17 protein-coding genes and 1 pseudogene are annotated in these 18,334 nt (G+C 65.3%); 9 read left to right on the top strand and 9 right to left on the bottom strand.

Annotated features, from left to right (window positions below; translation table 11 throughout):
• The first annotated feature begins 251 nt into the window (after window positions 1–251).
• From ACTJKT_RS21275 to ACTJKT_RS21285, 3 genes are all read left to right on the top strand, one after another.
• Window positions 252–1,376 carry a diguanylate cyclase gene (locus ACTJKT_RS21275; protein WP_440788438.1) on the top strand — a complete coding sequence of 375 codons (1,125 nt, stop codon included), beginning with the start codon at window positions 252–254 and terminating at the stop codon, window positions 1,374–1,376.
• A gap of 93 nt (window positions 1,377–1,469) precedes the next feature.
• Window positions 1,470–2,714 (top strand): M20/M25/M40 family metallo-hydrolase, encoded by a 1,245-nt coding sequence (locus tag ACTJKT_RS21280; RefSeq protein ID WP_440788439.1) that lies wholly within the window; start codon window positions 1,470–1,472, stop codon window positions 2,712–2,714.
• 173 nt (window positions 2,715–2,887) lie between these two features.
• A complete protein-coding gene (locus ACTJKT_RS21285; RefSeq protein WP_440788440.1) occupies window positions 2,888–3,286 on the top strand; it encodes a carboxymuconolactone decarboxylase family protein in 399 nt (132 codons plus the stop codon).
• A 65-nt stretch (window positions 3,287–3,351) separates the two neighbouring features.
• Here ACTJKT_RS21285 and astA read toward each other — a convergent pair whose 3' ends face one another.
• The 7 genes and pseudogenes from astA to ACTJKT_RS21320 form a co-directional block, all read right to left on the bottom strand.
• Window positions 3,352–4,386, bottom strand: a complete 1,035-nt coding sequence (gene astA / locus ACTJKT_RS21290) for an arginine N-succinyltransferase (protein WP_440788441.1) — start codon at window positions 4,384–4,386, stop codon at window positions 3,352–3,354.
• A 58-nt stretch (window positions 4,387–4,444) separates the two neighbouring features.
• Window positions 4,445–5,458 (bottom strand): arginine N-succinyltransferase, encoded by a 1,014-nt coding sequence (locus tag ACTJKT_RS21295; RefSeq protein WP_440788442.1) that lies wholly within the window; start codon window positions 5,456–5,458, stop codon window positions 4,445–4,447.
• Window positions 5,459–5,650: 192 nt separating this feature from the next.
• Window positions 5,651–6,984, bottom strand: a pseudogene (locus tag ACTJKT_RS21300) (APC family permease).
• Window positions 6,985–7,177: 193 nt separating this feature from the next.
• Window positions 7,178–7,930 carry an N-formylglutamate amidohydrolase gene (locus ACTJKT_RS21305; protein ID WP_009048186.1) on the bottom strand — a complete coding sequence of 251 codons (753 nt, stop codon included), beginning with the start codon at window positions 7,928–7,930 and terminating at the stop codon, window positions 7,178–7,180.
• Entirely contained in the window at window positions 7,914–9,260 is a 1,347-nt protein-coding gene (locus ACTJKT_RS21310; protein WP_440788443.1) for a glutamine synthetase, read from the bottom strand. The genes ACTJKT_RS21305 and ACTJKT_RS21310 overlap by 17 nt, the downstream gene beginning before the upstream one ends.
• The gene (locus ACTJKT_RS21315; protein ID WP_097302795.1) at window positions 9,257–9,901 is read right to left on the bottom strand and encodes an isochorismatase family cysteine hydrolase; all 645 of its coding nucleotides are present in this window, start codon (window positions 9,899–9,901) and stop codon (window positions 9,257–9,259) included. Before ACTJKT_RS21315 ends, ACTJKT_RS21310 begins: the two co-directional genes overlap by 4 nt.
• 2 nt (window positions 9,902–9,903) lie before the next feature.
• Window positions 9,904–10,758 (bottom strand): MurR/RpiR family transcriptional regulator, encoded by an 855-nt coding sequence (locus ACTJKT_RS21320; protein WP_440788444.1) that lies wholly within the window; start codon window positions 10,756–10,758, stop codon window positions 9,904–9,906.
• 323 nt (window positions 10,759–11,081) lie between these two features.
• On the opposite strand from ACTJKT_RS21320, the gene ACTJKT_RS21325 reads away from it, so the two are divergent.
• Window positions 11,082–11,645, top strand: coding sequence for a histidine phosphatase family protein (locus ACTJKT_RS21325; RefSeq protein ID WP_440788445.1), 564 nt, complete (start codon window positions 11,082–11,084; stop codon window positions 11,643–11,645).
• A 178-nt stretch (window positions 11,646–11,823) separates the two neighbouring features.
• A complete protein-coding gene (gene cobF, locus ACTJKT_RS21330) occupies window positions 11,824–12,588 on the top strand; it encodes a precorrin-6A synthase (deacetylating) (protein ID WP_440788446.1) in 765 nt (254 codons plus the stop codon).
• Window positions 12,589–12,729: 141 nt separating this feature from the next.
• On the opposite strand, the gene ftrA is transcribed toward cobF, so the two are convergent.
• Window positions 12,730–13,707 (bottom strand): transcriptional regulator FtrA, encoded by a 978-nt coding sequence (gene ftrA / locus ACTJKT_RS21335; RefSeq protein WP_440788447.1) that lies wholly within the window; start codon window positions 13,705–13,707, stop codon window positions 12,730–12,732.
• A gap of 101 nt (window positions 13,708–13,808) precedes the next feature.
• Between ftrA and ACTJKT_RS21340 the strand changes: the two genes are divergently transcribed.
• The 4 genes from ACTJKT_RS21340 to ACTJKT_RS21355 all read left to right on the top strand — a co-directional run bounded on the left by ACTJKT_RS21340 (window position 13,809) and on the right by ACTJKT_RS21355 (window position 17,685).
• The gene (locus ACTJKT_RS21340; RefSeq protein WP_440788448.1) at window positions 13,809–14,243 is read left to right on the top strand and encodes a rhodanese-like domain-containing protein; all 435 of its coding nucleotides are present in this window, start codon (window positions 13,809–13,811) and stop codon (window positions 14,241–14,243) included.
• A 409-nt stretch (window positions 14,244–14,652) separates the two neighbouring features.
• Window positions 14,653–15,432 carry an ABC transporter substrate-binding protein gene (locus ACTJKT_RS21345; RefSeq protein ID WP_009048194.1) on the top strand — a complete coding sequence of 260 codons (780 nt, stop codon included), beginning with the start codon at window positions 14,653–14,655 and terminating at the stop codon, window positions 15,430–15,432.
• 312 nt (window positions 15,433–15,744) lie between these two features.
• Window positions 15,745–16,857: a succinylglutamate desuccinylase/aspartoacylase family protein gene (locus ACTJKT_RS21350; protein ID WP_440788449.1), complete on the top strand. Its 1,113-nt coding sequence runs from the start codon at window positions 15,745–15,747 to the stop codon at window positions 16,855–16,857.
• A gap of 111 nt (window positions 16,858–16,968) precedes the next feature.
• Window positions 16,969–17,685: an alpha/beta hydrolase gene (locus ACTJKT_RS21355; RefSeq protein WP_440788450.1), complete on the top strand. Its 717-nt coding sequence runs from the start codon at window positions 16,969–16,971 to the stop codon at window positions 17,683–17,685.
• Between the two features lie 45 nt (window positions 17,686–17,730).
• Here the strand turns inward: ACTJKT_RS21355 and ACTJKT_RS21360 are convergent, their stop codons facing one another.
• The gene (locus ACTJKT_RS21360) at window positions 17,731–18,306 is read right to left on the bottom strand and encodes a hypothetical protein (RefSeq protein WP_307950506.1); all 576 of its coding nucleotides are present in this window, start codon (window positions 18,304–18,306) and stop codon (window positions 17,731–17,733) included.
• Window positions 18,307–18,334 lie beyond the last annotated feature (28 nt).

Raw genomic sequence — 18,334 nt, forward strand, 5'->3', positions numbered from 1 at the left:
CCCGGCGTAGTGAGACAAAGAGGGTAGCGGTGTTGGCTGGGCCTGATTCTGGTCGGCGCGGGGTGTGCTGACAAACGAAGTTTCTTCCGGACTTCATTCTGCAAATGAATGCAGGCGGGCAGGGCGGCCGGATGGTTTTCACGGGATGAACATGGCCCCTCCGACCCGTTGACCCACCGCGGTTTCCAGGGGCTGAGCGGTGATGGCGATTTGCCGTTGCGCTGATAGACTTCTGAACACCACCGCATCCCATGGCTTGCGTACCGTTCAACGGAGGCGACTTGGCCTTGACGCCGCACAATGGAGGAAAGGGACTTTCACTGGCCAGGAGGCTGTACAAAACGCGAATTCTGGGGCTGGCCCTGGGGTTCTTCTGCGTGGCCGCGGGCATGTACCCGCTGCATCCATCGCCCTGGGTCTGGGCGTTCATGCTGTTCAATGCTTTCATCTGGCCGCACCTGGCGTACCAGTGGGCACGCCGCTCGGCAGTGCCGTTTCGCGGCGAGCATCGCAACCTGCTGGTGGATGCCTTCCTCGGCGGGTTCTGGGTGGCGGCCATGCACTTCAACCCGCTGCCGACCACCACCACCCTGTCGCTGATGGCGATGAACAATATCGCCCTGGGTGGCGTGCCCTTTTTCCTTGCCGGTTGTCTGGCGCAAGCGCTGGGGATCGCCCTCGCGCTGCTGCTGTTCGGCGCGGGTTTCGTGGCCCAGAGCAGTTCGCTGCAACTCTATGCCTGCCTGCCGATGTTGACCCTGTATCCGCTGGCCCTGGGGTTTATCTGCTACCAGCAGGCCAATGTGCTGTCCCGGCACAAGCGCGAATTGCTGGCCCTGAGCCGTACCGACAGCCTGTCGGGCCTGCTCAATCACGGGGCCTGGAAGGACCAGCTGGAAATCGAGTTCCAGCGCTGCCGGCGCCAGGCCTCGACCCAGAACCAGGGCGGCGCCATCGCGCTGATCGACATCGACCATTTCAAGGCCATCAACGACACCTATGGCCATGTCGCCGGCGACATCGTGTTGCGCCAGCTGAGCAAGCTGCTCAAGCAGAACCTGCGGATCAGCGACCAGGCTGGGCGTTACGGCGGCGACGAGTTCTGCGTGATCCTGCCGGACGTGCCACTGGAGCATGCCGCCGAACTGATGGAGGCCTTGCGTTGCCGTTTCGGCGGATTGGGCTATGAGCAGAACCCGGCGCTGCAGGTCAGCCTGAGCATCGGCCTGGCTGCCTATTCCCCGGACCATAGCGATGCCCTGGACTGGTTGAACGATGCCGACCAGGCCTTGTACGAGGCGAAAACCACCGGCCGCAACAAGGTCAGTTGCCGCCGCGGCGACCACTCGCCAAAGGTCCTGCTGAACTCGTTGTGAGGCCGCTCGCAGAGCATTGCGCCAGCATGGAGGGGGGCGAATTTGTCAGGTAGGGTGGGCGGGCACCTTCCGACACGAAACAAGGACCGATTCATGACGCAGACTTCCCCTCGCTCATTGCTGGCCGCCCGTATCGGCCTGACCCTCGCCCTTGGCCTGCTGGCCACCCAGGCTATCGCCGAACCCCACCCGCAAGTACAGAACGATGCGCAGCAATACCAGGGCGACGCCCTGAAGCTGCTGGAGCGCCTGGTGAACATCGACTCGGGCTCCGGCTACGAGGCGGGGCTGAACCAGGTGAGCGACATCGCCATCGCCGAACTGAAAAAGCTTGGCGCCAGCATCGAAAAAGTCCCCAACGGCGCTGCCGGCGGCAGCCATGTGCTGGCCACCCTCAAGGGCACCGGCAAGGCCAGGATCCTGCTGATGGCGCACATGGACACGGTGTTCAAGGAAGGCACCGCGGCCGAGCGGCCGTTCCGCATCCAGGACGGTCGCGCCTACGGCCCGGGAGTGATGGACGACAAGGGCGGCATAGTCGCCGGGATCTATGCGCTGAAGGTCCTGGATAACCTCAAGTTCAAGGACTACGCCCAGATCACCTTCCTGCTCGATGCCAGCGAGGAAACCGGTTCCGAGATCGCCACCGACTTGATCAAGAAAACCGCCAAGGCCCACGACGTGACCCTGAACCTGGAACCGGGGCGCCCGGCCGATGGCCTGGTGGTGTGGCGCAAGGGCAGCGCCACGGCGCTGGTGGAGGTCAAGGGCAAGGCCGCCCATGCCGGGGTCGCGCCGGAGCTGGGGCGCAACGCGGCGATGGAAGCGGCGCACCAGATCCTGCAACTGGGCAAGCTGGGGGATGAAGCGAAGAAAACCACCATCAACTTCACCGTGCTCAAGGCCGGCGACCGCACCAATGTGATTCCCGACCAGGCCATCGCCAAGGCGGATGTGCGGGCGGCGGTGCCGGAGGAGTTCGACCGCATCGAGAAGGATCTGGCGCGGGTCTCGGCCAACAAGCTGATCGCCGACACCGAAGTCAAGACCACCTTACAACGCGGTTTACCGCCGATGCCGCAGACCGAGAAGTCCGATGCGCTGGTGGCCATGGCCCAGGGCATCTACGGCGAGCTGGGGCGCAAGCTGACCATCGAGGGAAGCGGCGGGGCGGCGGACTCCAGCCTGTCGGCCGGCGTCGGCACGCCGACCCTGGATGGCTTCGGCATCGTCGGCGGCAATATCCACACCCCCGAGGAATACGCCGAAGTCGACAGCGTGGCGCCGCGCATCTACCTGCTGGCGCGGATGATCATGGAGCTGTCGGCCAGGCAGTGATTGTGGTGCTCGATTGAAGATGACGCGGTGCTTCTCGGGTACCGCGTTTGTCTTGAGATCTTTCGCGGGCAAGCCTCGCTCCTACGGGTTATNCCCGCGATGGCGATGGTACCGGCACCTCCTATCCCCCTGCCTATACTCGAAAGCCTCGTTCCCCCACAGCGGAGCTTTCAATGAGCAGCAACCACCTCACTGAATATACCGACGCCAGCCCCGAAGTGCGCGCGGTGTTCGATGACATCATGCGGACTCGTCAGGTCGATCAGGTGAACAATTTCTGGAAATGCCTGGCGGCCCATCCGCCGACCTTGCGGCGTACCTGGGACAGCCTCAAGGAGATCATGGCGCCGGGGGCGCTCGATCCGTTGACCAAGGAGCTGATCTACGTGGCGGTCAGCGTCACCAACAACTGTCCGTATTGCATTGCTTCGCACACTGCCGCGGCGCGCAAGGCGGGGATGACCGATGAGATGTTCGGCGAGTTGCAGGCGGTGGTCGGCATGGCCAACGAAACCAATCGCCTGGCCAACGGCTACCGGGTGCCGCTGGATGATGGGTTCAAGCTTGAATGAGTCTGTGACCCGGAAGGATGCGGCCCTCGGCGCTGCTCGTATCGGCCAGCGCCGTCATCAGGCGTTCAGGCCGCAGCCGCCCTGGCCTGGGTGGCGAGCAGCGGCACGGCGCGCACCAGGTCGCCGGGTTGCAGTTGCAGGCGCTTGGCGCTGAGACGATCCACCAGCAGGCAGCCGGACACCAGGCGGCCGCGGGCGCTGGTGACGCGGCAGCTTTCCAGGCGGCGGTTGTGGATCAGCCAGGTCGGCGCGTCGTCGTCCGGGGTGCCGACCAGCAGCGGCAGCACCTGGCTTTCGCGCACGGCGCGGACTTTGCTCAGCTCGGCCTCGATCACCGGCCCGCCGTCGAAGATGTCGATATGGCCCTGATGGGCAAAACCTTCGTGGCGCAGGATGGCCAGCGCCGCCTCGGCGTTTTCGTGGGCCTGGCCGATCGCGGCCTGGGCCGGTTCGCTGAGCAGGCAGGTGTACAGCGGCTGGCGCGGCAGCAGTTCGGCGATAAAGGGTTTATGGCCGAGGCTGGACAGGTGATCGGCCTGGACGAAATCCATCTGCAGAAAGTGCCGGCCCAGGCTGTTCCAGAAGGGCGAGCAGCCGTTCTCGTCGCCCTTGCCGCGCAGCTCGGCGATCAGCTTGGCGCCGAACAGGTGCGGGAACTCGGCGACGAACAACAGGCGCGCCAGGGACAGCAGCCGGCCATTGCTATCACGGCGCTGGTCGGGGCGCAGGAACAGCGAGCAGAGTTCCGATTGGCCGGTCATTTCGTTGTTCAGGAACAGGGTCGGGATCTGCCGCCGGATCCCCAGGTGCGGCGCCGAATTGACGGTCATGCCGACCCGGTAGCTGTAGCAGGGTTCGCGCAGGCCCACGGCGCCGGTCAGGGCGCTGATGCCGATCACTTGCTGGTCGTCGTCTTCGAGCACGAACAGGTAATCGGCGTCGGCCCGTTCCACCTGCTCGGCAAAGGTCCGCTGGGCCCAGCGAATCCGATGGGTCAGGCGCTCCTGGTTGGCCGGCAGGCTGGTCAGCCCCAGGCCCGCGCGCTGGGCCAGGGCCATCAGCGCGGGCAGGTCGGTCACGCGTACCGGGCGAACGATCATGATGCAGCTCCTTCTGCGCGCCTGTTGCGGCGGCGAATGTAAACCTGTCCGGGGTTCGTCATAGGGCGACCAGCCGTACCGGGTCGCCGGATTGCAGTTGCAGGGCCTGGAAGGCTTCCGGGTCTAGGTTGACCAGGTCCCCCGGCGCTTCGTCCAGGTGCACCAGGGCCGCCCGGTATTGCCCCAGCCGCTCGTTGCTCGCCAGCCAGGCCCGGCCACTGCCGCTCTGCGGGCCGGGGCAGGCGTTGGCGATCAGGCTGTGGCGGATGGAGCGAACGCCGCTGTGGCGGGCGTACAAGGTCGGGCCGCCGTCGAACAGGTCGACATAGTGGTTGGCTTCGAACCCCTCGCGCAGCAGGATCTCGTAGGCCTCGCGACCCTGGGGGTGGACCTGGCCGATGCAGTCCTGGGCCGCCTTGGGCAGCATCGGGATGTAGATCGGGTATTGCGGCATCAGGTCGGCGAGGAAGCTGCGGCTGCGCAGGCCGCACAGGCGTTCGGCCTCGACGTAGGGCAGGTCGAAGAAGTGTTTGCCCAGGGCATCCCAGAACGGCGAATGGCCGTCGCTGCTGTAGCCGACGATCTCGGTGATGCTGGTGTCGGCGAAGCGCAAGCCATGGGCGGCGATGAACAGCAGGCGGGCCCTGGAGAGCAGCTCCGCCATGGGCGTGCCCACCAGGTCCGGGTCGATATGAAAGCCGCGCAGCAGGCTGTGGTTGCTCAGGTCCTGGCACAGCGACAGGGTCGGCACGCCATGCTGCACGTTCAGCTCCCGCGAGCTGCTGACGAAGGGCCGGTTGCGCAGGCTGTAGAAGGGCGCGGAAAACCCGGCCATGGCGAGGATTTCCGAGCAGCCGCGCAGCTGGCCGCGGGCCGGGTCGTGGAGGACAAAAAAGTAGTTCTCCGGCCCCGGAGCCTGCACGTTGGCGGCGAAGGAGGCGCAGGAGTCGAGAATCTTGTCCAGCAGGTGCTGTCGATCGTCCGGCAGGGACGTCACCCCCACCAGGCTTTCACGGGCCAGCCGTTGCAACTCCGGCAAATCGTCTGGCGCAACTGGGCGTAAGACCAGCATGGATGTACTCCTGTATCAAAATGATCGACGCCTGGCCGCGAGACCTGGGGCGTCGAACCTGACAATCACTGTCGGTTTCCACGCATTACTGCCACGGCCCGCGAGGGCGGGCGGTGGCACGCAGGCACCTGTCGGCGCCCACTCGGATTCGCCGGAGCACCTTCATGGTGCCGCGGCGGCCGGGGGTGTTGATTAAAGTGGATCGGCCAGCGCCGTATTGGCGCCCAGCTTGTTGAGGAAAAACAGGTAGACCAGGCCGATGGCGATCCAGATGCAACCGAGTTTCTGCGCATCGGCCCCCATGTTGTACATGATCGCGCAGACAATTAGGAAGCCGATCACCGGACAAATCAGATGACGCAGCACCTGGGCCGACTTGTTGCGGCGCCAGTAGTGATTGATCACGGTCAGGTGCAACAGCATGAAACCGCTCAGGGCGCCGAAGTTCACCAAGGAGGTGAGGGTGTCCACCGAGTTGATGAACAGGTAGCAGATCAGCAGCGACAGCACGGCCACCAGGTAGATGCTGACGTGCGGCGTGTTGTGCTTGGGGTGGACCTTGGCCAGGATCTTCGGCAGCTTGCCGTCGCGGGCCATGCCGAACAGCAGCCGCGACACCGCCGCTTGCGAGGTGATGGCCACCGCCACGCCCCAGGCCAGCGCNCGGTCAGGGTCGCCAGCCAGCTGCCGCCGGCGATTTCGGCGATCTCGTAGAAGGCCGTGTCGGCCGACTTGAAGCCCATGCCGGCGGCCAGGTCGGTGGCGATCCAGGTCTGCACCACGAAGATCGCGCCCATCACCAGCAGGGTGATCAGGGCGGCGCGGCCGACGCTCTTGCCCGGCTCGCTCTTGATCTCTTCGGCCAGGGTCGAGATGGCATCGAAACCGAGGAACGACAGCACGGCGATCGACACGCCCTGCATCAGCATGCCGAAGTGAAAGTTTTCCGGGCTGTACAGCGGCGCCAGGGTCAGCTGGCCGTTACCGGCGCCGCCGTGCAGGGCGTTCCAGGCGTAGAACAGGAAGATCCCCAGCACCACCAGCTGCGCCAGGAGAAACAGGATGTTCATTCGCGCGGTGAAGGTGATGCCGCGCAGGTTGACGAAGGTGGCGCTGACCAGGAAGGCAAGGATGAAGCCGACCTTGGGAATGTCCGGGTACAGGTGGTTCAGCGCCATGGCCGCGTAGACATACAGCAGTGGCGGGATCAGCAGGTAGTCGAGCAGCATCAGCCAGCCGGCGATGAATCCGACATGGGGGTTGAGCCCGCGCTGGGCGTAGGAGTAGACCGAGCCGGCGATGGGAAAGGCGCGGGCCATGCTGCCGTAGCTGAGGGCGGTGAAGAGCATCGCCAGCATGCCGATGATGTAGGCCAGCGGCACCATGCCCGGTGCTTCCTGGTTCACATAGCCATAGACCCCGAACGGGGCGATGGGGATCATGAAAATCATCCCGTAGACCACCAGGTCGCGCAGCGTCAGGCCGCGCTTGAGTTCCTGTTTGTAGCCGAATTCTTCAATCTCCATGAAGAGGTTCTCCTTGTCAGCCAAAGGGTGGGCGGATGCCTGACGCCGATGTCGATGGACGACCTGGAGCGGCAGGCAATGTATTTGAACCTGGCAGGTTTAAAGACACGCCACGGCGGTTTTTATAGTTGTTGTACCGGTACAGCAAACAGCTTTTTTACAACCACAGCTCCATCCTGACTCACAGCCTTTTCTACAACAGCGGCGCCAGATAATCCGTCCAGCACTGTATGGCTTGCGGGGTGCGCAGCAGGTCGTTGCGCACCTCGATCAATACCGAATCCAGCCCGCGGGCATCGCCGTGGGCCGGCACGGTCATGTCGCCCAGGGCGTCGATCTTGTAGGGCTCGTTGCCGGCAATCTTCACGTCATGGACCGACATGCCTTCCAGCAGGCGCCGGGCGTAACCCTCGGCCCGATCGAACAGCACGCCCATCTCCAGGGTGCGGCGCTGGCCGTAGTACAGCGGGGTAAAACTGTGGATGCCCACCACCCGCACCGGCCGGCCCGCGGCCAGGCGTGCGTCGATCAGCCCGCTCAGGCGCGCATGAAAGGGCCGGAACAGCTGCTTGCGGCGGTACTCGCGGGTGGCTTCGTCGAGGTGCTGGTTACCCGGGATCTGGTAGATCTCGCTCTGCAACGGAATGCTGTCGTGGGCCTGGCACGGGCGGTTGAGGTCGATCAGCAGCCGCGAATAGTTGGCCGTCAGCAAGGTGGCACCGAGGGTCTGCGAGAGGTTTTCCGCCAGCTCCAGGGCTCCGGGGTCCCAGGCGATGTGCTCACGCGCCGCTTCCGGGTCCAGGCCGAGGTCGTTGAGCGGCGCCGGAATGTAGCGGCTGGCGTGCTCGCAGACCAGGATCAGCGGGTGCGCGGAATCTTCCCGCAGCAGCCGGTACGCCGGTCGGGTGTACAGCCCCAGTTCAGCGGTTTCAGTACAGGTGTGCATAGTGTTCACAGAGTTGGGCAGGGGTCAGGTGCTCGGTCAGTTTCACTTCCTGGTGTTTGACGGCGAAATAGGTGTCCAGCAGCGGGGCTGGCAGTGCTTGCAGCAATTCCGGGCAGTTGCGCAGGCAGTCCAGCGCCTGGGGCAAGGAGGCCGGAAGGGCGACGATGCCGCGGTCCTGGCGCTGCTGCGCGCTCAGTTCGTCCGGCACTTCGTCGGTCACGGCGCGCAGTGGCAACTGTTGTTCGATGCCCAGGCGCCCGGCGATCAGCACCGCGGCCATGGCCAGGTGTGGCGAGGCGGTGGCGTCCAGGGCACGGAATTCCAGGTTGTACTGCGGCGCCACGGGCTTACCGCCGATGCTCACGGTGGGGCAGATGCGCAGCGAGGCTTCGCGGTTGCGCTGGCCCAGGCAGGCGTAGGAGGCGCTCCAGTGATGGGGCTGCAAGCGTGCGTAGGAAATCGGCGTCGGCGCGGTAAAGGCGCAGAGCGCCGGCAGGTATTTGAGCACGCCGGCGGCCCAGCACTCGCCGAGGTACGACAGGCCATTGGTGCTCTGTGGGTCGTACAGCGCCGGCGCGCCGTCGAGTTCCTGCAGGCTCAGGTGCAGGTGCACGCCATTGCACACCGCGTGCTCCGCGGTCTTGGGCGCGAAGCTGACAGTGTCGCCCAACTGCCGGGCAATTTCCCGGGTGATCTCGCGCACATTCACCGCGCGGTCGGCGGCGGCCACGCCCTGGGTCGGGCGGCAGGTGATTTCGTACTGGTGCTTGCCGTATTCGGGCAGGAACATTTCCGGCTCGACGCCCGCGGCGCGCAAGGCGCTGAGCAGCCAGCCGCCGAAGTCCGCGCCCTGGCGCTGGGCCTGCAGGGAGAAGGCCAGGCGTTCCGGTTGCGCGGTGGCGCTGTGCAGGTTGAATTCGTGCTCGAAGGCGGCGGTGATCTGCAGCCCCAGCTCGCTGGCGTAGCGCTGCACCTCGTTGCGCAGCAGGGTGCGTGGGCAGGCGGCCCAGGGCTGGCCGTCGGTCTCGCAGATGTCGGCGTGGATAAAGTCCAGCGGCGAGGCGCTGGCGTCCGGGCCGTTGCTGACCTGGACCCGGCTGGCCAGGTCGGGGATCAGCCGCAGGTCGCCACGGGCGCCCCAGGGGTTGGGCTCGGCAATGATGTCCTGCGGGGTCAGCGCGCTGTTGGCCGGGACCCAGCCGCAGCCGGCGCTGGTGTAGCTGTCCAGTTCGTCGCTGGGGAACGAGCGGCCACGGCTGACGCCGATCAGGTCGGTGGTGAGCAGGGTGGTCATGGCCACCGGCGTCAACGGCTCGTTATCCCGGCTCATGCCTGCATCTCCCGCAGGCGGCCGAGTACGGTCTGGGTGTCGGTGATCCAGCAGTAGCCCTTGATCGCATTCAGGCAGGCCTGGTGGCGGGCGTCGGTGTAGGTAGCGCAGGCGTCTTCCACCAGGGTCACCAGGTAGCCGCGGTCGGCGGCGTCGCGCACCGCCATGTCGACGCACTGGTCGGTGACGATGCCGGCGACGATCAGGTGGCGGGTCTGCAGGTTGCGCAGCACGTAGTCGATGTTGGTCGAGTTGAAGACCCCGGAGGAGGTCTTGGGCAGGACGATTTCGTTCTCCCGCGCCGCGAGCGGATCGATGATCGCCGCCTGAGGGCTGCCCTTGGGCAGGTGCATGTCCGACAGCTTGTGGTCCAGCGAGCGGTCGCGGCCATCGGCGGTCAGGCTTTCGATGATGGTGTGCAACACGTTCTGCCGGGCGCCGCGCATGGCTGCCAGGAGCTTCTGCTGGTTGGGAATCACCTGCTCATGGGTGCGCTTGAGGAAGTATTCGGCGTCCGGCACCTGCAAGTGCGGGTCGAACTGCGGCTCGAGCCAGGCTCGTTGCATATCCACCAGCAGCAGGGCGGTGCGGTCGAGGGTGAATGGCAGGTCGCGGGGCGATTGGTGGGGAAGGCAGACCATCCTTATTTGTCCTCCAGCAGGTGAGTGGCGAATTCGTTGCGCAGGGCGTCGATGCCCTCCAGGCGCCGGTCCAGGTCGGTGCTGCGCAGGGTCAGGCTGGCGACCAGCGCCTCGACCTGGGCCAGGGCCGGCACCAGGGTGTCGAAGGCCGAGGCCGACTCCACCGGAGCGCTGATGATCAGGTCCGCCAGCTCCCGCAGGGGCGAGGCGTAGATGTCGGTGAACAGCACCACCCGCGCGTGCCGCGCCTTGGCCGCGCTGGCCACGCGCAGGGCCTGGCTCTGGTAGCGGCGATAGTCGAACAGCAGGACGACGTCCTGGCGCTGCACGTCATACAGGCGGTCGGGCAGTTGCGCGTTGTCGTCCAGGGCCACGCAGCCGGGGCGCATCAGGCGCAGGTGATTGAGCAGGTAGCTGGCGAGAAAGCTGCTGAAGCGCCCGCCGTAGCAGTACAGCGCATGTCGGCTGTCCAGCAGCCAGTCGACCAGGATGCGCACGTCTTCGGGCTGGGTCAGGGCCTGGGTCTGTTCCAGGCTGCGCAGGCTGCCTTGCAGGTAATGGCTCCAGGCATCGTCCCGGGGCACCTGGGCCCGTGGTTGCAACAGGGTGCTGGGTGAACGCAGGCGATCGTCCATATCGCTGAGCAGCGCTTCCTGGAACTGCGCATAACCGCCGAAGCCGAGTTTTTTCACCAGCCGCACTATGGTCGGATCGCTGACGCCGGCGTGTTCGGCCAGCCGCGACATGGGCCCCAGGCCGTTGCGCGGGTAATGGTCGAGCAGGGCGCGGATGACCTTGCGCTCCGAAGGCGTGAGGTCGAGGGCCGGGTCGGTGATCAGGTCTCTGAGAGACGGCATAAAACGCCTTCGCGAGTGGAATGTCGTTTTTGTTTCACTGAAAGTGAAAACAGTATTTATGTAATTTACGCTACATGTCTAGTGAAAAATAAAACCGCCCTCGAATGCCCCAAAAGGGGGCGCAAAAGCCCAGGTTTATTGGCTGTTCGAGGTTTTTCAGGGCGTGGTGTCAGCGTGGCAGGGTGCCGCGAAAGGCTGCGCAAGCAGGACGATTTCGCTACCTGGCAACAGGCTGGGGGCGACAGGTAGGAATCCCCCGGCGACAAATGATACAAACGCAGCCACATTGCCCACTGCGTTCATTCAATATCGAGAGATTCCCCGTGCAGGCCACCCGCTTGACCCTGATCTGCCATGCCCGAACCCTCGCCCAGAAGCTGGCGCGCTTCCCGCTGGACGAACCGCTGGAGATGGACTGGCAGGCGCTGGCGGGCTCCCGGGCCGGCGCGTTCAAGCGTGCGCCGCGCCTGCTCAGCGGGCCGGAGCAACGGGCGCGGCAGACCGCCGCCCTGTATGGCGCCACTGTGGAGAGGGTGCCGGCGCTGCGCGACTGTGACATGGGCCGTTGGCAGGGTCTGTCCATCGATGATCTGCAGCGCGAGCAGCCCGAGGCCCTGCAAGCCTGGCTGGCCGACAGTCACTCGGCGCCCCATGGCGGCGAGTCGGTGGCGCAGCTGTGCGAGCGGGTGGCGTCATGGTTGGCGTCGCTGAGCGAGCAGCCCGGGCATGTGCTGGCGGTGACCCATCCGCTGGTTATCCGCGCGGCGCTGCTGCATGTGATGCAGTGCCCGCTGGCCAGCTTCAACGCCATCGATGTCGAGCCGCTGGCCCAGGTCGAACTGCGTTTCAATGGTCGCTGGCGCTTGCGCCTGGACCAGCGCGATTAGCGGGCTTGGCTCGGTGTGGCCTGGGGATTTTTTCGCGAGCAAGCTCGCTCCTACAATGAGTGCGCCAACCCTGTAGCAGCGAGCTTGCTCGCGATAGGCCGCAGAACGGCCGCCCTGTGACGCGCCGCCACAACCCAGCCATACTCCATCCCCCGAGCAGCACCCGAGACCCGCCCCCATGAAAACCCTCCTGATCATCGGCATCGGCGCCGGCAACCCCGACTACATCACGATGCAGGCGGTCAAGGCGCTCAATCGCACGGATGTGTTCTTCCTGATGGACAAGGGCCAGAGCAAGGACATGCTGATCGACCTGCGCCGGGAAATCTGCGAACGCTACATCGAGCAGCCCGGCTACCGTTTTGTCGAAGCGCAAAGCCCGGAGCGACAGCGGGGCGCCGAGGTGGATTACCGGGCCAGCGTCGCCGAGCTGAACCGCGACAAGCAGCGCACCTTCGAGCGGCTGATCGACGAGGAACTGGCGGACGGCGAGACCGGGGCCTTCCTGGCCTGGGGCGATCCGGCGCTGTACGACAGCACCATCCGCATCCTGCAGGCGATCCTGGCCAGCGGCCGCTGTGCGTTCGAGTTCGAGGTGATCCCCGGCATCACCAGCGTCCAGGCCCTGGCGGCGCAGCACAAGGTGCCGTTGAACCGCATCGGCCGCTCGGTCGAGATCACCACCGGCCGCCGGCTGGCGGCGGGGCAGGTGAGCGACGCCGACAGCCTGGTGGTGATGCTCGACGCCGAGGATTCCTATCGCCAGGTGGCGGACCAGGACCTGGAAATCTACTGGGGCGCCTACCTCGGCACGCCGGAGGAAATCCTGATCGCCGGCCGGCTCAAGGATGTCGCGGGGCAGATCCAGCAAGTGCGCAAGGCGGCGCGGCAGGCCAATGGCTGGATCATGGACACCTATCTGTTGCGCAAGCCGGAGGATTGAGGAGGGCTGGGCCGGCCCTTTCGCGGGCAAGTCGGATCGCCGCCCGCTCGCTCCTACAGAAGCAGCTCTTCAGTCACGCCAACGAAACATGCTTGCGTAGGAGCGAGGCTTGCCCGCGATAACGTCCTCTCGGTCGCTGTATCAATCGGCGACCACCTTCTCCCCACGCCCGAACCGCTCGCGATACGTCGACGGCGGCAGGCCCACCACGCTGCGAAAGGCCACGCGAAAACTCTCCACAGAACGGTAGCCGCAGCGCAGGGCGATGGTCTCGGTGTGCTCGCTGCCGCTCTCCAGCAACTCCCGCGCCCGGGCCAGGCGTTCGTGCTGCAGCCAGGCCTTGGGCGAGACGCCGGTGGCCTGGTTGAAGCGCCGCAGGAAGGTGCGCTCGCTCATCAACGCCTGGCTGGCCAGGTCCCGCACTTCCAGCGGTTCATGCAAGCGTTCGCGGGCCCATTGCATGACCCGCGACAGGTCGTTGCGCGGCGTGCGGCTGACCGGCGCGGGAATGAACTGCGCCTGGCCGCCGGTGCGCTGCGGCGACATCACCAGGCGCCGCGCCACTGAGTTGGTGATGTGGGTGCCGAAGTCGCGGCTCACCAGGTGCAGGCAGGCATCGATCCCGGCGGCGCTGCCGGCCGAGGTGATGATCTGTCCCGAATCGACATAAAGCACGTCCGGGTCCACCAGGATGGCGGGAAAGCGCTCGGCCAGTTCATCGGTGTATTGCCAGTGGGTGGTGGCGCCCCGGCCGTCCAGCAGCCCGGTGGCCGCCAGGGCGAACACTCCGGAGCAGATCGACAGCAGCCGCGCGCCGCGTTCATGGGCGCGCACCAGGGCCTCGCTCAGCCCGGGCGGCAGTGGCTCGTTGCGGCTGCGCCAGCCGGGGATGACGATGGTCCGCGCCTGCTCCAGCAGCTCCATGCCGCCATCGGCCAGCACCTGGATACCGCCCATGGCCCGCAACGGCCCGGGCTCGACGGCGACTATGCGATGTTCGTACCAGGGAAAATCGAACTCCGGGCGGGCCAGGCCGAAGATCTCCACGGCGATGCCGAACTCGAAGGTGCAGAGGCCGTTGTAGGCCAGGATCGCGACTAAACCGGGGGCGTTGTGCATTTGGCGGAAAGTTACCAGTCAGTGTCTTGTGCGCCACTGTAGCGGCGTCGGCCGGGTCGATAAAGTCCTGTCACACCCACTGTCGTTCTGGAGACGCTGCAATGACCAGCCTGGTTCGTGATATTCCCGCCGCCCCCTCGGCCATCGCCCTGATGCATTTCTCCAACCGCCTGACTTTCGAGACCGACTGTTCCGATGTCTTCGGCAGCCAGGAAGCCGGGGAGGTGGATTTCGTCCTGCTGGACGTGCGTGGCCCCCTGGCCTTCGAGCGCGGCCATGTGCCGGGGGCGATCAACCTGCCCGGACGCCTGATCAACGCCGAACGCCTGGCGGGCTACTCCCGGGACACCCTGTTCGTGGTCTATTGCGCCGGCCCGCACTGTAATGGCGCCAACAAGGCCGCGGTCAGGCTGGCGGCCCTGGGTTACCCGGTAAAGGAGATGATTGGCGGCGTGACTGGTTGGCTGGATGAAGGCTTCAAGCTCAGCGTGGAGCTTGAGCGGCCGGCGGGTGTGGTCGTGGAGTGTGCTTGCTAGAGGTTTTCGTGGGGGCTTCCAGATCGTTGGAGGCCCTGCGGGCCTTGCGCAGGCTGCGCCAGCGGCTACAGGGATTGTGGCGGCTGGCGAAGACTGAATTCGCTTTGGGTGGAATCCCGCCGCGCTTCGCAGGCGTGTCCCGGATGAATGGCGTCGTCCGGGACGTTTTCAGGGCGACTGACGGGTCGCAAGGCGGGCGCGAAAATCGGTGAACCTGCATGGATCGGGGGTGTTTTCCAAGGTCATTGCACTGCCAGGGAGCAGTCCTGAACCGACTGTGGAATTTCTATAAGTATTTGTCGCATAAACACAATTTGCCTCCCGGGCGCCGCTCTAGACTGCTGGCCACTTCGATTTCCCCCAATCGAACCTTTCTGCCAATAAAAGCCTCCGTCTACGGGAGTTATAAATGAAGAAGCTTGTGATGTTCGGTGCCCTGGCACTGTCCATGTTGTCCCTGACCGCCGTGGCTGACGATGCCAAGCCGATCCGCATCGGTATCGAAGCCGGCTACCCGCCATTCTCGATGAAAACCCCCGACGGCAAGCTCACCGGTTTCGACGTGGATATCGGCGATGCGCTGTGCGAGCAGATGAAAGTCAAATGCACCTGGGTCGAGCAGGAGTTCGACGGCCTGATCCCGGCGCTGAAGGTGCGCAAGATCGACGCCATCCTGTCGTCCATGACCATCACCGACGACCGCAAGAAGAACGTCGACTTCACCATCAAGTACTACCACACCCCGGCGCGCTTCGTGATGAAGGAAGGCACCGAGGTCAAGGACCCGCTGACCGAACTCAAGGGCAAGAAAGTCGGCGTGCTGCGCGCCAGTACCCATGACCGTTTCGCCACCGAAGTGCTGGTGCCGGCCGGGATCAACCTGGTGCGTTACGGCTCCCAGCAGGAAGCCAACCTGGACATGGTTTCCGGTCGCATCGACGCGCTGCTGGCCGACTCGGTCAACCTCGACGACGGCTTCCTGAAAACCGACGCCGGCAAGGGCTTCGCCTTCGTCGGTCCCGAGTACAACGATCCGAAATACTTCGGTGGCGGCGCCGGCATCGCCGTGCGCAAGGGCGATACCGCCCTGGCCGAGAAATTCAACACCGCCATCACTGAAATCCGCGCCAACGGCAAGTACAAGGCCGTGCAGGACAAGTACTTCAAGTTCGACGTGTACGGCGAGTAATTCGCCGGGCTGAAAAAGGCGGCTACCGTGAAGACGGCGCCGCCTTTTTTGTGGGCGCGATTTGCCGGCCCGGACAGGAGCAGGGCGATCCCCTGTAGCCGCTGCCGCAGGCTGCGCCAAGGTCCGCAGGACCTTCAGCGATCTTGAGGGCGTCACGGCCGTACTCCGAATGCGGCCCAGACCGATCGCAGCCTACGGCAGCGGCTACAGGAAGCTCGCGCCACCTGGCATCGGACGACGACCTTTTCACGGCCGCGCAAATGCCTCAGGCTACGGCCCCCGCCGAACTCCATTTTTCTTCCGGAGCCCTTCATGCAACGCATCGACCATTCCTTGCCCTGGAGCCACCTGGGCACCCAGCGCCAGCTCAGCGTGTTCCGTTTTGGCAGCGGCAGCCGCAAGGTCTATATCCAGGCCAGCCTGCACGCCGACGAGCTGCCGGGCATGCGCACCGCCTGGGAACTGAAAAAACGCCTGAGCGAACTGGAAGCCCAGGGGCAGCTCAAGGGCGTGATCGAGCTGGTGCCGGTGGCCAACCCCATCGGCCTCGACCAACACCTGCAAAGCAGCCACCTGGGGCGTTTTGAAAGTGGCAGCGGGAAGAATTTCAACCGCGCCTTCGTCGAACTCAGCGGCCCGGTGGGCGACCTGATCGGTGACCGCCTGGGCAGCGATGCGGCGGCCAACGTCGCCTTGATCCGCCAGACCATGGGCGAAGTCCTCGACGGTCTGCCGGCCCCGACCTCACAACTCCAGGCCCTGCAACGCCTGCTGCTGCGCCATGCCTGCGACGCCGATATCACCCTCGACCTGCACTGCGATTTCGAAGCGGCGATCCATCTGTATGCCTTGCCCCAGCACTGGCCGCAGTGGCAGTCCCTTGCTGCGCGCCTGAAGGCCGGCGTGGCGCTGCTCTGTGAAGACTCCGGCGGCAGCTCGTTCGACGAATCCTGCTCCACGCCCTGGCTGCGTCTGGCCCGTGACTTCCCGCGGGCGGCCATTCCCGCGGCCAACCTCGCCACCACCCTGGAGCTGGGCAGCATGGGCGACACCCGGGTCGAACAGGCCCAGGCCAACTGCGAAGCGATCCTCGGTTTTCTTGCCGAGCAGGGTTTTATCGACGGCCAATGGCCGGCCACCCCGGACGTCTGTTGCGAGGGCATGCCGTTCGAAGGCACCCAATACCTGTTCGCCCCGCACCATGGGGTGGTCAGCTTCCTGCGCGAAGCCGGCGAATGGGTGGAGCGGGGCGATGCGATCTTCGAGGTGGTCGACCCGCTGAACGACATCGTCACTGTGGTGCGCGCCGCCACCAGCGGCGTGCTGTTCGCCCTGGACCGCAGCCGCTACACCGAGCCGGGCATCTGGCAGGCCAAGGTCGCCGGCCGTCAGCCGATCCGCAGCGGCAAGCTGACCAACGATTGAAGCCGGCCCTGACGACCCCCTGTAGGAGCGAGCTTGCTCGCGATGGCCGCTACGCGGCCAAAACAACCAGGCAACGGGCGCTTTCCCCGGTGTCACCCAGAAGGACATCCCATGTTCAAGTTCCTGGCCCTGTTGCTGCTGTGCGTGTCCGCCTCCGTCCAGGCCCAAGGCGCACTGCACGACGACCTGCCGCTGCTCTATCTGGAACAGGCCCCGGCCGATTCCCGCGACCGGCCCCTGGTGATTTTTCTCCACGGCTACGGCAGCAACGAAGAGGACCTGTTCGGCCTCAAGGACGGGTTGCCGGCGGATTACACCTACCTTTCGGTACGGGCGCCGCAAACTGTGGAAGAGGGCAGTTACCAGTGGTTTCACAAGCAGGGCGAAGGGGCTTATGACGGGGTGACCGCCGAGCTGGCCGACAGCGCCAAGCTGATCGACGAGTTCGTGGGGCAGGCGATCGCCAAGTACCACACCCGCGCCGACCGGGTGTTCCTGGTGGGCTTCAGCCAGGGCGCGATCATGTCCTACGAACTGGGCCTGCGCCATCCCCAGGCGGTCCGTGGGATTGCGGCGCTGAGCGGAAAGATCCTGCCGGTGTTGCGCTCGCAGCTCAAGAGCGGCGCGGGCCTGGAGCGGCTGGCGATTTTCATCGCCCATGGCACCGCGGATATGCGCTTGCCTTACAGCGACGGTTCCGAGGCCGCCAGCCTGTTGCGCGGGCTGGGCCTGGCTCCGCAGTTCCATGCTTACCCAGGCATCGGCCATAGCATCAGCGACACCGAGCTCCAGGACCTGAACCGCTGGTTGCTCAGCCTCAACCCCTGAAGCAGGTGAGCCTGTAGCGGCTGTTGTCGCTACGGGTTTGTCGGCTTACTTGCCGACGATCTGGCTGACCAGCTTGTCGTGATTGGCCTTGTCGTTGATCCGCGAAATCACCTGTACCACCGCCATGCGGCTGCCGGAGCCGGCCAGCAGGGTGGAGCTCTGGGTCATGCCGCCACCCTGGGTCGCGGTGCTGTCGATCTGGCGCAGGCCGAGGCCGCCGCGGGTCATGCTTTTTTCGCTCTGCTTGCTGAAGTCCGGCAGGGCCGCCGCCTGTTGCGAGAGGAAGCCCGACACCGCGCTGTCGAGGAACTGCGCGTCGTTGTCCTTGGCCTGCACCGCATCGGGGATCAGGTTTTCCGCGGCGATGACCACGGTCTTGGTACTGGCGTTGGTGTACATGGTGCCGGTGGCGCCGGCGGTGCCGCTGGCTTCGTCGCCGGCCGGCAGCGGGTTGGCGATGAACCCCTTGGGCAGGCTGAACTTGAACTTGCCGCCGAGCATCGAGACGGTCTCGACCTTGGCCTTGTTGTTCGTCGGCTGGGCCGCGGACACGTCCAGGGCGCTGAAACCGGCCAGCGCCGCCAGGACCAGGACCGCGGCGTGTTTACCGAACAGGGACATGCAGATTCTCCAGAGTGAGCGCGTAGGG

The organism is Pseudomonas sp. 22526 (assembly GCF_052044735.1).
GTDB classification, from domain to species: Bacteria; Pseudomonadota; Gammaproteobacteria; order Pseudomonadales; family Pseudomonadaceae; genus Aquipseudomonas; species Aquipseudomonas piscium.

Excerpts from the sequence above, each read along its gene's own strand:
- ACTJKT_RS21355 (WP_440788450.1), top strand. The coding sequence starts at position 16,969 with ATGTTCAAGTTCCTGGCCCTGTTGCTGCTGTGCGTGTCCGCCTCCGTC.
- ACTJKT_RS21315 (WP_097302795.1), bottom strand. The coding sequence starts at position 9,901 with ATGGTCTGCCTTCCCCACCAATCGCCCCGCGACCTGCCATTCACCCTC.
- ACTJKT_RS21310 (WP_440788443.1), bottom strand. The coding sequence starts at position 9,260 with ATGAGCCGGGATAACGAGCCGTTGACGCCGGTGGCCATGACCACCCTG.
- ACTJKT_RS21345 (WP_009048194.1), top strand. The coding sequence starts at position 14,653 with ATGAAGAAGCTTGTGATGTTCGGTGCCCTGGCACTGTCCATGTTGTCC.
- astA (WP_440788441.1), bottom strand. The coding sequence starts at position 4,386 with ATGATCGTTCGCCCGGTACGCGTGACCGACCTGCCCGCGCTGATGGCC.
- ACTJKT_RS21305 (WP_009048186.1), bottom strand. The coding sequence starts at position 7,930 with ATGCACACCTGTACTGAAACCGCTGAACTGGGGCTGTACACCCGACCG.
- ACTJKT_RS21280 (WP_440788439.1), top strand. The coding sequence starts at position 1,470 with ATGACGCAGACTTCCCCTCGCTCATTGCTGGCCGCCCGTATCGGCCTG.
- ACTJKT_RS21360 (WP_307950506.1), bottom strand. The coding sequence starts at position 18,306 with ATGTCCCTGTTCGGTAAACACGCCGCGGTCCTGGTCCTGGCGGCGCTG.
- ACTJKT_RS21275 (WP_440788438.1), top strand. The coding sequence starts at position 252 with ATGGCTTGCGTACCGTTCAACGGAGGCGACTTGGCCTTGACGCCGCAC.
- cobF (WP_440788446.1), top strand. The coding sequence starts at position 11,824 with ATGAAAACCCTCCTGATCATCGGCATCGGCGCCGGCAACCCCGACTAC.
- ACTJKT_RS21350 (WP_440788449.1), top strand. The coding sequence starts at position 15,745 with ATGCAACGCATCGACCATTCCTTGCCCTGGAGCCACCTGGGCACCCAG.
- ACTJKT_RS21285 (WP_440788440.1), top strand. The coding sequence starts at position 2,888 with ATGAGCAGCAACCACCTCACTGAATATACCGACGCCAGCCCCGAAGTG.
- ftrA (WP_440788447.1), bottom strand. The coding sequence starts at position 13,707 with ATGCACAACGCCCCCGGTTTAGTCGCGATCCTGGCCTACAACGGCCTC.
- ACTJKT_RS21320 (WP_440788444.1), bottom strand. The coding sequence starts at position 10,758 with ATGCCGTCTCTCAGAGACCTGATCACCGACCCGGCCCTCGACCTCACG.
- ACTJKT_RS21340 (WP_440788448.1), top strand. The coding sequence starts at position 13,809 with ATGACCAGCCTGGTTCGTGATATTCCCGCCGCCCCCTCGGCCATCGCC.
- ACTJKT_RS21295 (WP_440788442.1), bottom strand. The coding sequence starts at position 5,458 with ATGCTGGTCTTACGCCCAGTTGCGCCAGACGATTTGCCGGAGTTGCAA.